This is a genomic window from Pseudomonas sp. B21-015, assembly GCF_024749285.1.
GTDB lineage: Bacteria > Pseudomonadota > Gammaproteobacteria > Pseudomonadales > Pseudomonadaceae > Aquipseudomonas.
The window spans coordinates 4,385,845-4,399,531 of record NZ_CP087196.1 but is presented as its reverse complement, the minus strand read 5'-3'; the positions used below and the strand labels follow the sequence as shown (position 1 = coordinate 4,399,531).

The window sequence follows — 13,687 nt, the reverse complement described above, 5'->3', positions numbered from 1 at the left end:
TGCCGGGGCCTCATCGCGGGCAAGCCCGCTCCCACAGTGACTGGCGGTGTCGCTCGATTTTTATGATCAATACAAAACCCTGTGGGAGCGGGCTTGCCCGCGAAGGGGCCCGGACAGGCGTCACTATTTTCAGAATGGCAATAAAAAACCCGGAAGTTTTCACCGTCCGGGTTTTCGTTTTGCTGTCACTGATCAGCGGTTAAACCGCTCCACCAACGAATACTGGGTATTCGCGGTCTTGGTCAGTTCCTCGCTCAACAGCGCCGAGTTCTGTGCCTGTTCCGAGGTCTGGTCAGCCAGTTGCGAGATGTTGCTGATGTTGCGGCTGATTTCTTCGGCCACAGCGCTTTGCTCTTCGGTAGCGGCAGCGATCTGAGTGGTCATGTCGGTGATGTGGGCCACGGCTTCGCTGATGCCCACCAGCGCCTGATCCGCTTCCAATACCCGTGCCACACCTTCTTCGGCCTGGCGATGGCCAGCCTCCATGGTTTGCACCGCCGTGCCGGCGGTCTGTTGCAGCTTGGCGATCAGGGCGTGGATCTGCCCGGTGGATTCGCTGGTGCGTTGCGCCAGTTGGCGAACTTCGTCGGCCACCACCGCAAAACCACGGCCCATCTCACCGGCACGCGCGGCTTCAATCGCGGCGTTCAAGGCCAGCAGGTTGGTCTGGTCGGCGATGCCTTTGATCACATCAACCACACCGCCGATTTCGTTACTGTCTTTAGCCAATTGCGTGACCGTCAGGCCGGTTTCACCGACCACCGCCGACAGGCGCTGAATAGCTTCGCGGGTTTCCCCGGCGATATCGCGACCGCGACCGGTCAGGCGATTGGCTTCCTGAGTGGCGTCAGCGGTGCGCTGCACGTGGCTGGCAACCTCCTGAGTGGTGGCGGCCATCTCATTGACGGCGGTCGCCACCTGCTCGGTTTCGACCCGTTGACGTTCCAGGCCCGTGGAGCTGTTGTGGGCCAGGGCGTCGGACTGCTTCGCTTGCTCCGTCAGATGCTCGGCGGTGTCCTGCAGGCGGGTCAGGCAGGTTTTCAGGCGTGCTTCCTGGCTGAGGATCGACATCTCCAGACGCGCCTGGGCACCGCGGCTATCGGTGTACATCTGCGCGATCAGCGGGTCGGACGTGGTCTGCTCGGCCAGGCGCAGCAGACGCTTGATACCGCGCTGTTGCCAGCTCAAGCCCATCAAACCCAATGGCACCGAGAGGCCGGCGGCGAGGGCGAAGCCCCACTGCGACGTCAACGTGGCGCCAATCATGAAGCTCAGTTGGCTGATCAGTATGAACGGCAGCCAGTCCTGAAGTACCGGCAACCACTTATCCGTTTGAGGAACGGCTGACTTGCCCTGGTTGATGCGTTGGTAGAGCGCTTCGGCACGGCGGATCTGCTCGGCGGTGGGTTTGACCCGCACCGACTCGTAACCGATCACCTGATTGCCATCGAACACCGGTGTGACATAGGCGTTAACCCAGTAGTGGTCACCGGTCTTGCAGCGATTCTTGACAATGCCCATCCATGGCAAGCCTTGTTTCAGTGTGCCCCACATGTGCGCGAACACCGCAGCCGGGACGTCGGGGTGACGGACCAGGTTATGCGGCGCACGGATCAGTTCCTCACGAGAAAACCCGCTGATTTCGACGAAAGCATCGTTGCAGTAGGTGATCAAGCCCTTGGCATCGGTGGTGGAAATCAACCGTTGCTGAGCCGGGAAGGTCCGTTCGCGTTGTGTAATGGGCTGGTTGTTACGCATGGCTTTCTCAATCCGCAAGGCTTTGAGCGGTTATCGGCATCGTCAGGAACTTATTGAGGTTTTTTTTCAATAATCAGTGACGCGTCGCAAAACGATCATTGCGTCACCCGGCGAGCATCGGATAAGTGAACAGCCCGAAATGCAGCAAATTCAAACCAAAATGGGTGGCGATGGCCGCGCCCAACCCGCCGAAACGGTAGGCAAGGCCGTAGCCGAGCCCCGCCAGGCTCGCCAGCAACACCCATTGCCAGCCAGCGCCCAGATGAACGAGGCCGAACAGCATTGATGCGAGCACCAGCGCGAGGCTTTCGCCATAAGGCAGGTGTTTGAAGTGCCGGCTCAGACCGCCCTGGATGTAGCCGCGAAACAGCGCTTCTTCCACCAGCGTCACCAGCAACAGATTGTTCAGCACCCACAGCCAGGCTTGATCCGGCCACTTCGGCGCCCAACTGATCACGCCCAGCAACAGCGCGCCACCCAAGGCCAGCACGGCGCTTACGGTCAGGGCGAGGGCGGTGGCATAAACGGCCAGTCGCAGCGAACGCCGGCCGATAATCCACGGGCAAACCAGCAACAGCCAGAAGCCGATCAGGGGTTTGTCCTGATTCAGGTACATGGCGAACGGCACGGCATCGTCGGTGAAACGTTGGGGATCGATGGCGCGACCGTTGTAGAAGCCGGGAAGCCAGTGCATTGCCAGCGCTACCGCCAGAACGATGAACAAGCCGTGGCCGAGGTAGCGGCCAAGCGGAATCTGTTGTTGGCGAACGGCGAAGCCGGCAAACAGCAGCAACCCGAAAGAGATAGCGGCCAGCCAGCCGAGATGGCCGTAGATCAAAGCCAGGCTATAGCCAATGGAGAGAAGTGCCAGATAGATCCATGGCAGAGCGATCATTTGAAATCCTTGTTTCAGAGAATCTGCGGATTGCCTCAGTTTCTGTGGGAGCGGGCTTGCTCGCGAGAGCGGTTTAACATTCAACCTCTTCGTTGTCTGACACACCGCCTTCGCGAGCAAGCTCGCTCCCGCATTTGATTTGTGATCGATACAAAATGATTGGGCGCGCGATTATAGAACCGTACACCGCGTAAACAAGAACACCGCCCGAAGGCGGTGTCGATGTCAGCAAGGGCGTTACGAGGCAATCAACTGCCGCAACACGTAGTGCAAAATCCCTCCAGCCTTGAAGTACTCCACCTCATTGAGGGTATCGATCCGGCACAACACCTCGACCTTTTCCTTGCTGCCGTCTTCACGGGTGATGACCAGTGTCAGGTTCATCCGCGGAGTCAGTTCGACGCCCGTCAGGCCAAGGATATCCAGGGTTTCCTTGCCGGTGAGGTTCAGGCTCTTGCGGTTCTGATCCAGCTTGAACTGCAACGGCAACACGCCCATGCCCACCAGGTTGGAACGGTGAATCCGCTCGAAGCTTTCGGCGATGACCGCTTTGACCCCCAGCAGGTTGGTGCCCTTGGCTGCCCAGTCGCGGCTCGAACCGGTGCCGTATTCTTGCCCGGCGATCACCACCAGCGGTGTGCCCGACACTTGGTAACGCATGGCCGCGTCGTAGATCGGCAGCTTCTCCCCGGTCGGCATATAAATCGTGTTGCCGCCTTCTTCGCCGCCGAGCATCTCGTTGCGAATACGGATGTTGGCGAAGGTGCCGCGCATCATCACTTCGTGGTTGCCGCGACGGGAGCCATAGGAATTGAAGTCCCGCGGTTCCACCCCTTGCTCGCGCAGGTAACGGCCGGCGGGGCTGTCAGTCTTGATGTTGCCGGCCGGGGAAATGTGGTCGGTGGTCACCGAATCTCCGAGCAGGGCGAGGACTTTCGCCCCTTCGACATCCTTGACCACCGGGGCAGGGCCGCCAATGTCATCGAAGAATGGTGGATGCTGGATATACGTCGAATCGTTGTTCCAGACATAAGTCGCCGCCTGCGGCACTTCGATGGCTTGCCATTGCTCGTCGCCGGCAAACACTTCGGCGTACTCCTTGTGGAACATCGCGGTGTTCACCTGAGTCACCGCATCGGCGATTTCCCTGGTGCTCGGCCAAATGTCTCGCAGATAAACCGGATGGCCGTCCTTGTCGTTACCCAATGGCTCGCTGCTGATGTCGATGCGCACCGTGCCGGCCAACGCATAGGCGACGACCAGGGGCGGGGAGGCCAGCCAGTTGGTTTTCACCAAGGGATGCACGCGACCTTCGAAGTTACGGTTGCCCGAGAGTACCGAGGCAACCGTCAGGTCGGCTTTCTGAATGGCTTTTTCGATTGGCTCCGGCAACGGTCCGGAGTTACCGATACAGGTGGTGCAGCCATAACCGACCAGCGCAAAACCGAGTTCATCGAGGTATTGGGTCAGGCCGGCCGCCTTGTAGTAGTCGGTCACCACTTTCGAACCGGGGGCCAGCGAACTCTTGACCCACGGTTTGCGCTTGAGGCCTTTCTCTATGGCTTTCTTCGCCACCAGCCCCGCAGCCATCATCACGCTGGGATTGGAGGTGTTGGTGCAGGACGTGATGGCGGCAATCACCACCGCGCCGTTTTTCAGCCGATACGTACGGCCTTCGTGATGGTAGTCCGCTTCGCCGACCAGATCAGCGTTGCCCACCGCAACGCCTCCACCGCCCTCACTTTCGAGGCGGCTCTCTTCCTTGGTGGAGGGTTTGAATTGCAGGCCGAGAAAGTCAGTGAACGCTTGCGCCACGTTCGGCAACGAGACGCGGTCCTGTGGGCGTTTCGGCCCGGCGAGGCTGGCTTCGACGCTGCCCATGTCCAGAGCCAGGCTGTCGGTGAACGCCGGCTCCTTGCCGGGCAGGCGCCACAGGCCTTGGGTCTTGCTGTAGGCCTCCACCAGTTTCACGGTTTGCGGGGTGCGTCCGGAAAGACGCAAGTATTCCAGTGTCACTTCGTCCACCGGGAAGAAGCCGCAAGTGGCGCCGTATTCCGGGGCCATGTTGGCGATGGTCGCGCGGTCGGCCAGCGGCAGGTCGGCGAGGCCGTCGCCGTAGAACTCGACGAATTTCCCGACCACGCCTTTCTTGCGCAGCATTTGGGTTACGGTCAGCACCAGGTCGGTGGCGGTTATGCCTTCCTTGAGCTTGCCGGTGAGTTTGAAGCCGATCACTTCTGGAATCAGCATCGACACCGGTTGGCCGAGCATCGCCGCTTCCGCTTCGATCCCGCCGACACCCCAGCCGAGTACGCCGAGGCCGTTGATCATGGTGGTGTGGGAGTCGGTGCCGACCAGCGTGTCCGGGAAGGCATAGGTGCGCCCGTCCTCATCCTTGGTCCAGACCGTGCGGCCCAGATACTCGAGGTTGACCTGGTGGCAGATGCCGGTGCCCGGCGGCACGACGCTGAAGTTGTCGAAGGCGCTCTGCCCCCAGCGCAGGAAGGCGTAACGCTCGTGGTTGCGCTGCATTTCGATGTCGACGTTCTGTTCGAAGGCGCTACTGCTTGCGAACTTGTCGACCATCACCGAGTGGTCGATCACCAGGTCCACCGGCGACAGCGGATTGATTCGCTGCGGGTCACCACCGGCCTTGGCCATGGCGGCGCGCATGGCGGCGAGGTCGACCACGGCGGGGACGCCGGTAAAGTCCTGCATGAGTACCCGCGCGGGCCGGTACTGGATTTCGCGGTCGGAGCGACGTTCCTTGAGCCAGGCGGCAATCGCCTTGAGGTCGGCGCCGGTAACGGTTTTCTCGTCCTCCCAGCGCAGCAGATTTTCCAGCAGCACTTTCAACGACATCGGCAGATTGTCGAGATCACCCAAGCTCTTGGCGGCTTCGGGCAGGCTGAAATAGTGATAGGTCTTGTCGTCGACTTGTAAGGTTTTAAGGGTTTTCAGGCTATCGAGGGACGGCATTGAAATGACTCCTTTAGATCCGCGCGGCTACGGACTGAGAGGACGGACAGAGCCTTTAACCTAGCCCTGTTTAGACGTTAAGGCTAATAACCGGACGCTATGGACAAGTCCAGGGGGCCGATCTCGGCTATCATGCGCCGGTTTTCGTGACAGGCTTTGCTTCAACGCAAGTCTGGGCATCGCGCAGTGGCGCAATTTTTCCGCCAACTGCCCAGGAGTAAGAATGAACACCCTCTTTATGCATTGCCGGCCGGGCTTCGAAGGCGAAGTCTGTTCCGAGATTTCCGAACATGCCGCGCGGCTGAACGTGGCCGGTTATGCCAAGGCCAAGACCGCCAGCGCCTATGCCGAATTTATCTGCACCGAAGAAGACGGCGCCGAACGCCTGATGCGTGGCCAGCGTTTCGCCGACCTGATCTTCCCGCGTCAGTGGGCCCGTGGAATCTTTATTGATCTGCCGGAAACTGATCGCATCAGCGTGATCCTTGCGCACATGGCGGACTTCCCGCTGTGTGGCAGCCTGTGGCTGGAAATGGTCGACACCAACGATGGCAAAGAACTGTCGAACTTCTGCAAAAAATTCGAAGTTCACCTGCGCAAGGCACTGATGGCGGCCGGCAAACTGGTGGAAGACCCCAACAAACCGCGGCTGCTGCTGACCTTCAAGAGCGGCCGCGAAGTGTTCATGGGCCTGGCGGAGTCGAACAATTCGGCGATGTGGCCGATGGGCATTCCACGCCTGAAGTTTCCCCGTGAAGCGCCGAGCCGTTCGACGTTGAAACTGGAAGAGGCTTGGCACCATTTCATCCCCCGCGACCAGTGGGACGAGCGCCTGCATAGCGACATGACCGGTGTCGACCTCGGCGCCGCCCCTGGCGGCTGGACCTGGCAACTGGTCAATCGTGGCATGCTGGTGACCGCCATCGACAACGGCCCGATGGCCGAAAGCCTGATGGACACTGGTCTGGTTCAACACTTGATGGCCGACGGTTTCACCTTCAAGCCCAAGCAGCCGGTGGACTGGATGGTCTGCGACATCGTCGAGAAACCGGCGCGCAACGCGGCGATGCTGGAAGAATGGATTGGCGAGGGGCATTGCCGGGAAGCGGTGGTCAACCTCAAGCTGCCGATGAAGCAGCGTTATGCCGAAGTGAAGCGCTTGCTGGAGCGTATTGCCGAGGGGTTCAAGGCGCGGGGTATTCGGGTTGAAATCGGCTGCAAGCAGCTGTATCACGACCGTGAAGAAGTGACCTGCCATTTGCGCCGGCTCGACGTAAAGAAACCCAAGTCCCGCTGACTTTGTGTGCCGATCGTTCCCATGCTCTGCGTGGGAACGCCGCCGGGGACGCTCCGCGTTCCGCCTTTGGATGTGATGCAGAGCGTCACGGGATGCATTCCCACACAGAGCGTGGGAACGATCAGCTGTCAGTGACTAGACACCCGACAATGCGCGACAATGCCGGCAAGTTTCAGGAGTAAACCATGAGTGAAATGATCGATACGCCGGTAGACGGCACCCTCGACGCTACCGGTCTCAATTGCCCGGAACCGGTGATGATGTTGCACCAGCACATCCGCGACCTGGTGCCCGGCGGTTTGCTGAAGGTGATCGCTACCGACCCGTCGACCCGTCGCGACATTCCCAAGTTCTGCGTGTTTCTCGACCACGAACTGGTCGCACAGCACGAAGAGGCAGGCACCTACCTCTACTGGATTCGCAAGAAACTCGCTTAACCGGCCGAACGATTGAGGCGGATCCGCTTGCGTGCGCTGCGCGCCAGGCGGATCGACAGCATCAGCGCCGCGCAACTCAAGCCGACGATCAAACCCTGCCACAGCCCGCTCGGGCCGCTCGGCGTGCCGAACCAATCGGTCAGGCCCAGGGCGTAACCCACGGGCAAACCAATTCCCCAGTACGCGAACAACGTCAGGATCATCGTCACCCGAGTGTCCTGATAGCCCCGCAGCGCACCGGCCGCCGTCACCTGAATCGCATCGGAAAACTGAAACAGCGCCGAGTACACAATCAGCATCGCGGCCACGTGAATCACCGTCGGGTCGGCGGTGTAGATCGCGGCGATGGGTTCGCGTAGCAACAGCATCAGGCTCGCCGACAGGCAGGCGTACGCCAGCGCAGTGCCCATGCCGATGCCGGCGGCGAAGCGTGCTTCCCGTGGTTCTTCACGGCCCAGTGCCTGGCCGACCCGCACGGTCACGGCCATGCCCAGGGAGTAGGGGATCATGAACACCAGCGAGCTGAAATTCAGGGCAATCTGGTGCCCGGCGACCACGGTGGCGCCGAGGCTGCCGATCAGCAACGCGATCACGGCGAAGATGCTCGACTCGGCAAACACCGCGATGCCAATCGGCAAACCGATGCCCAGCAAACGCTTGATCACCGACCACTGCGGCCAGTCAAAACGGCTGAACAACTCACTCGACTGATAGGCCGGCGCCCAGCGCTCCCAGCCGGCCATGCCCAACGCCATCACCCACATCACGATGGCTGTGGCCCAGCCGCAGCCGACACCGCCCATGGCCGGCACACCAAAATGGCCGTAGATGAAGATGTAATTGAGCGGAATGTTCAGCGCCAACCCACACAGGCCAAGGACCATGGCCGGGCGGGTGCGGCCCAGGCCATCACTGAAGCAACGCAGCACGTGATAGAACGCGACGGCGGGCAGACCGCTGGCGATGCCGTGCAGGTATTGCATGCACGGGCCGATCAGCTCGGGGTCGACCTTCATGATGTGCAGGATTGGTTCGGCGCTGAACAGCATGCCGCTCGCCATCAAACCCACCACCAGCGCCAGCCACAAGGCCTGGCGTACGATCGGGCCAATCTCGCTGTGGGTGCCGGCGCCGAAGCGCTGGGCGACTTTCGGGGTGGTGGCCAGCAGTGTGCCGGTCATCAGCAGAAACACCGGCACCCAGATCGAGTTGCCCAGTGCGACGGCCGCCAGGTCGCGAGGCCCGACCCGACCGGCCATCACCGCATCGACGAAGCCCATGGCGGTGGTCGCCAGTTGCGCGATCATGATCGGCAACGCCAGGCCGAGCAGGTTTTTCAGCTCCAGGCGAACCCGGGCCGGGCGGGTGAGGGAAATAGCGGAGGGGCGGTCAGTCACGGAATTCAAGGCGAAACGTCCAAAGGGTTTTGATGCGCGAGGCGGCGCATTCTACGCCTTGACGCCGTGGTCAGGAAAAATCCTGTGTTGCGGATTTGTAAATGGTTGCTTGCGGTGTTTGAGACCCTTGTGGGAGCAGGCAAGCCCTCTCCCGCAGGATGAGTGGCCCCTTCACATTTAAGGTGAACAATGCCTGCTGGCCCATCACGGTCATCTGCGCCTAAACTGCCGGTCCGCCAAAGGAGCCTGCCATGCTGATTGTTGCCGACGAAAATATCCCGCTGCTCGATGCTTTCTTTGAAAGCTTCGGTGAAATCCGCCGAGTGCCGGGACGTTCCATCGACCGCGCCACTGTCGAGCAGGCCGATGTGCTGCTGGTGCGCTCGGTGACTAACGTCAACCGCGCGTTGCTCGAAGGCAGCAAGGTGCGTTTTGTCGGCACGTGCACCATCGGGACCGATCACCTGGATCTGGACTACTTTCAGCAGGCCGGCATCACCTGGTCCAGCGCGCCGGGCTGCAATGCCCGGGGGGTGGTCGATTACGTGCTGGGCAGCCTGCTGACCCTGGCCGAAATCGAAGGCGCCGACCTGACTCAGCGCACCTACGGCGTGGTCGGTGCCGGTGAAGTCGGCGGGCGGCTGGTCAGGGTTCTGCAAGGCCTGGGCTGGAACGTGCTGGTTTGCGATCCACCCCGGCAAGCCGCTGAAGGGGGCGATTACGTCAGTCTCGAGCAGATCATCGAGCAATGCGACGTCATCAGCCTGCACACGCCGCTGGACAAGCAAGGCCCTCAGGCAACCTGGCATCTGTTCGATAAAAAACGGTTGAACCAACTCAAGTCCGGCACTTGGTTGATCAACGCCAGTCGTGGCCCGGTGGTGGATAACACCGCCCTGCGCCAAGTGCTGTTGCAACGTGAAGACCTGCAAGCGGTGCTGGATGTCTGGGAGGCTGAGCCTGAGGTCGATGTAGCGCTGGCGGAGTTGTGTGTCATCGCGACGCCGCACATTGCCGGTTACAGCCTCGACGGCAAGCAGCGCGGGACGGCGCAGATCTATCAGGCGTTTTGCAAGTTCCTTGGGCAACCGGAACAGGTCAGCCTGAGCGATTTGCTGCCAGCGCCATGGCTGTCGGCCGTGACGTTGAATGCCGATACCGATCCGGCCTGGGCGCTGGCGATGTTATGCCGTGGCGTGTACGACCCGCGCCGCGACGACGCGGATTTCCGTCGCAGCCTTGTAGGCAATCTGAGCGAGCAGCGTGCAGCGTTCGATGCGCTGCGCAAACATTACCCGCGGCGACGTGAAATCGATGGGTCGAAGGTGCGGATTGAAGGGGATTCGCCGGCGTTGCAGCGGATTGTGGCGGCTTTGGGGGCTTCGGCTGTCTGAACATCGAGTTGGCCCCATCGCGAGCAGGCTCGCTCCCACACTTAATCTCAGTCGTATAGCAAATCTGTATTCAGTGGAGATCTACTGTGGGAGCGAGCCTGCTCGCGATGGGGCGCGCCGCCGTTCCCGGATAAAGCCCATAAAAAACCCGGCCAACAAGGCCGGGTCAAGAAGACGGTGGCTATATCACTTTTGTTCGACAGGCTTGACCAATCGCTTTTCCAGTTCGCGGCAAGCGTCCTGAATCATGTTTTCAGTGATCGGTACTTCGCGCCCTTCCTCATCGATCATCGAGCAACCCAGAGACTGGTCTGGCTGTGTGCGGATCACTTGAATCTTGTCATCGCTGCTGTTTTGCAAGGACATGGCCTGTCTCCTCATCAGGTTGTGTGCTTACTGTAAAACCGCCAAGTGACCGGGCTGTGACAATTCCCTGCGATCTTTCAGGTCGGCCTCTTCAGTCCATCAGAAATACCCTGATGTTTCCACCTGGACTTTAGACCAATAATCTCTAGCCACTAGTCTTGGCGGTCATAATTAACCCGACTCATTGTGATTTACAGCGTTCAATCCTGTCGACCGGTGTAGGCTTGATCAGGTTAAAGTCATGAGTTGTGCCATCGGATGATCTTCATGCTCTCTGCCCGTCACCGCCGCGCCATTCGCCTGGCCACCCGTTTCATCACGCCTTATCGCTGGCCGGCCTTGGGCGCCTTGCTGGCGTTGATCGTCACGGCCGGCATCACCTTGTCCATGGGACAGGGGATTCGCCTGCTGGTGGATCAGGGTTTCATGACCCGATCGCCGCATTTGCTCAACCAATCGATTGCCCTGTTCATGCTGCTGGTGGTCGGCCTCGCAATCGGCACCTTTGCGCGTTTTTACCTGGTGTCGTGGATCGGCGAACGCGTTGTCGCGGACATCCGCCGTCGGGTGTTCAACCATCTGGTCTACCTGCATCCGGGGTTCTATGAAGACAACCGCAGCTCCGAAATCCAGTCACGTCTGACTGCAGATACCACGCTGCTGCAGTCGGTGATCGGTTCTTCGCTGTCGCTGTTCCTGCGTAATGGGCTGATGGTGATCGGCGGGATTGTCTTGCTGTTTATCACCAACCCCAAACTCACCAGCATCGTGGTGGTCGCGTTGCCGTTGGTGGTCGCGCCGATCCTGATTTTCGGGCGTCGGGTGCGCACCCTGTCGCGTCTGAGCCAGGACCGGATCGCCGATATCGGCAGCTATGTCTCCGAAACCCTGAGTCAGATCAAAACCGTGCAGGCCTACAACCATCAGGTCCAGGACGAACAGCGTTTTGCCACGACCGTGGAAGAGGCTTTCAACACCGCCCGCAAGCGCATTTTCCAGCGGGCCTGGCTGATTACCCTGGTGATCGTGCTGGTGTTGGGCGCGGTCGGGGTGATGCTCTGGGTGGGCGGCATGGATGTCATCGCCGGGCGGATTTCCGCGGGTGAATTGGCGGCGTTCGTCTTTTACAGCCTGATCGTGGGCGGCGCCTTCGGCACGTTGAGTGAAGTGATCGGCGAACTGCAGCGAGCGGCAGGGGCGGCGGAACGTATTGCCGAGTTGTTGCGTTCAGAAAACATCATCCAGCCACCGACCCAAGGTCTGGTGACGTTGCCTGAACGGGTGAAGGGTAATCTGGTGCTGCACGATGTGCGCTTTTCCTACCCGTCGCGTCCTGAAAGCTATGCCGTCGATGGCTTGAATCTGACCATCAACGCCGGCGAAACCCTTGCCTTGGTCGGGCCGTCCGGTGCTGGCAAGTCGACGGTGTATGACCTGCTATTGCGTTTTTACGACCCCGCCGAAGGACGCATCCTGCTGGACGGTGTGCCGCTGACTCAACTCGATCCTCTGGACCTGCGTCGCTGCTTCGCCCTCGTCTCGCAAACCCCGACGCTGTTCTTCGGCAGCATCGAAGAGAACATTCGCTACGGCAACCCGAAGGCGACCTTGGCCCAGGTTCAGGAAGCGGCGAAAATCGCCTACGCCCACGACTTCATCGAGCAAATGCCCAACGGCTACCAGACTCACCTCGGCGACGCAGGTCTTGGTTTGTCCGGCGGGCAACGCCAACGCCTGGCCATCGCCCGGGCGCTGCTGGTGGACGCGCCGATCCTGTTGCTGGACGAAGCCACCAGCGCCCTCGACGCCCAGAGCGAGCACCTGATCCAGCAAGCCCTGCCCAGCCTGATGAAAAACCGCACCACACTGGTCATCGCCCACCGACTGGCCACGGTGAAAAACGCCGACAGGATCGCGGTGATGGACCAAGGGAAACTGGTGGCGGTGGGAACGCATCAGGAGTTGATTGCGAGTAATGCGCTGTATGCGCGGCTGGCGGCGTTGCAGTTCAATGATGGCAAGGTTGAAACCGATCTGCGAGCGTAAGGCGCTGCTGGCGCCCCGGTACAATATCCTGAACCAGGCAGGTCTGAAAATTCCAAGTGTGCCGGGGCAAACCGTGTCCGGTGCCGACAAGTCCCAGTACTTCTTCCGCGTCAAAAACCTTATTGCCGTTCTGGAACAACGCTGGGGCAAAGCTGAAGTCGTGCAGTATCCACCCTCGGGTGGCGGAGCCCTGAGAGGCAAGAAGGGGGTGATCCTGTTTGAAGTGCAGGGTTGGTGGGATGCCCAGGGGCATGCCACGCTGTTCAACGGCAGTACTTGCTACGACCACTGCTATTTCAACGAACCCGGCGCGAACTATCGCACCGACCGTGCGAACTTCTGGAGATTGCTGTGAAGAAGGTTCTATTGGGCATCCTGCCACTCATGTTGCTGGCCTCCGTTGGTTATGCGAAAGACACTGGGGGTATATCCCCGGAGGCCAGTGCACGTACCTACGGGCAGAATTACAAAGACATGGTGCTCGCGACCTGCATTGCGAACGCCTACAAGGAGGACAAGTCAGCAGCCATTGACGCAGGAAGCAGCATCAGCGCATTGCGCGACTGGACCGAGTACGACCTGGAAAAGGCCCCCGACGCGATCAAGACCCAGGTGGATCGTTACTTGGCGCGTGACTATCACAACCCGCTGGTCGAGTCGGAAGTCCAGGGCGTGCGTTTCGATTTGCTGAAATGCCTGGACCTGTATCACAGCAACGAGTTGGATGCACAGGTCAAGCGTCTGGTTATCCACCCCAATCGGATTTACAGGCAGGGCAAGTGAAACGTTAATCCTGGCGCCGGGTATCTGGGACAGCTCCTACACTCTCACGGCCATCTCCACCCGCTCGGCTGCAAATTGGGGTGGCGGCTGTGCGCAGGTGTGCAAGACCGGGGCAACATAGGAAACCCGGCAGCCCCCGAAGATCTCCGATGGCCTCAGCCGTTTTGCTCCATTTAAGATAAGAGATCGGCAGCAGGCGACCTTCCGAACTAACTATCTCAAACCGGCACTGGCCGCCAATTTGATTGAAATGACGAATCCCGATTCGCCCAATAGTCCGGCTCAAAGGTATCGTTTGACCGAACTTGGCAAGCAGACCGCGACGCGGTGAAGAT

General features: G+C 60.1%; 11 protein-coding genes and 1 pseudogene. 7 read left to right on the top strand and 5 right to left on the bottom strand.

Translation table 11 applies throughout. From position 1 onward, the window contains the following. Positions 1 to 192 precede the first annotated feature (192 nt). The 3 genes from LOY38_RS20055 to acnA all read right to left on the bottom strand — a co-directional run bounded on the left by LOY38_RS20055 (position 193) and on the right by acnA (position 5,632). A complete protein-coding gene (locus LOY38_RS20055) occupies positions 193 to 1,758 on the bottom strand; it encodes a PAS domain-containing methyl-accepting chemotaxis protein (protein WP_258696734.1) in 1,566 nt (521 codons plus the stop codon). Positions 1,759 to 1,861: 103 nt separating this feature from the next. Beyond that, entirely contained in the window at positions 1,862 to 2,653 is a 792-nt protein-coding gene (locus LOY38_RS20050) for a CPBP family intramembrane glutamic endopeptidase (RefSeq protein ID WP_258696733.1), read from the bottom strand. Between the two features lie 237 nt (positions 2,654 to 2,890). Then, positions 2,891 to 5,632, bottom strand: coding sequence for an aconitate hydratase AcnA (gene acnA / locus LOY38_RS20045; protein ID WP_258696732.1), 2,742 nt, complete (start codon positions 5,630 to 5,632; stop codon positions 2,891 to 2,893). Positions 5,633 to 5,855: 223 nt separating this feature from the next. Here acnA and rlmM point away from each other — a divergent pair, with 223 nt between their 5' ends. Together rlmM and tusA are read left to right on the top strand one after the other, a co-directional pair. Continuing rightward, entirely contained in the window at positions 5,856 to 6,929 is a 1,074-nt protein-coding gene (rlmM, locus tag LOY38_RS20040) for a 23S rRNA (cytidine(2498)-2'-O)-methyltransferase RlmM (RefSeq protein ID WP_018925308.1), read from the top strand. A gap of 185 nt (positions 6,930 to 7,114) precedes the next feature. Then, positions 7,115 to 7,366, top strand: a complete 252-nt coding sequence (gene tusA, locus LOY38_RS20035) for a sulfurtransferase TusA (RefSeq protein WP_007907805.1) — start codon at positions 7,115 to 7,117, stop codon at positions 7,364 to 7,366. Here tusA and LOY38_RS20030 read toward each other — a convergent pair. Then, positions 7,363 to 8,772 carry an MATE family efflux transporter gene (locus tag LOY38_RS20030; protein WP_258696731.1) on the bottom strand — a complete coding sequence of 470 codons (1,410 nt, stop codon included), beginning with the start codon at positions 8,770 to 8,772 and terminating at the stop codon, positions 7,363 to 7,365. The genes tusA and LOY38_RS20030 overlap by 4 nt on opposite strands. Positions 8,773 to 9,014: 242 nt before the next feature. Here LOY38_RS20030 and pdxB point away from each other — a divergent pair, with 242 nt between their 5' ends. Beyond that, positions 9,015 to 10,157 (top strand): 4-phosphoerythronate dehydrogenase PdxB, encoded by a 1,143-nt coding sequence (gene pdxB, locus LOY38_RS20025; protein WP_258696730.1) that lies wholly within the window; start codon positions 9,015 to 9,017, stop codon positions 10,155 to 10,157. Between the two features lie 186 nt (positions 10,158 to 10,343). Here pdxB and LOY38_RS20020 read toward each other — a convergent pair whose 3' ends face one another. Beyond that, on the bottom strand, positions 10,344 to 10,523 hold the full coding sequence (locus LOY38_RS20020) for a PA1571 family protein (protein WP_258696729.1): 180 nt from the start codon (positions 10,521 to 10,523) through the stop codon (positions 10,344 to 10,346). A 258-nt stretch (positions 10,524 to 10,781) separates the two neighbouring features. Here LOY38_RS20020 and LOY38_RS20015 point away from each other — a divergent pair, with 258 nt between their 5' ends. From LOY38_RS20015 to LOY38_RS20000, 4 genes and pseudogenes are all read left to right on the top strand, one after another. Continuing rightward, positions 10,782 to 12,569: an ABC transporter transmembrane domain-containing protein gene (locus LOY38_RS20015; RefSeq protein ID WP_258696728.1), complete on the top strand. Its 1,788-nt coding sequence runs from the start codon at positions 10,782 to 10,784 to the stop codon at positions 12,567 to 12,569. A 25-nt stretch (positions 12,570 to 12,594) separates the two neighbouring features. Further along, positions 12,595 to 12,924: pseudogene (locus LOY38_RS20010) on the top strand (T6SS effector amidase Tae4 family protein); the annotation flags it as partial. A gap of 29 nt (positions 12,925 to 12,953) precedes the next feature. Then, positions 12,954 to 13,352 (top strand): type VI secretion system amidase immunity protein Tai4, encoded by a 399-nt coding sequence (locus LOY38_RS20005; RefSeq protein WP_258700764.1) that lies wholly within the window; start codon positions 12,954 to 12,956, stop codon positions 13,350 to 13,352. Positions 13,353 to 13,494: 142 nt separating this feature from the next. Beyond that, complete coding sequence (locus tag LOY38_RS20000; RefSeq protein WP_408980637.1) at positions 13,495 to 13,683, top strand: Fic family protein; 189 nt, start codon at positions 13,495 to 13,497, stop codon at positions 13,681 to 13,683. Positions 13,684 to 13,687: the final 4 nt, after the last annotated feature.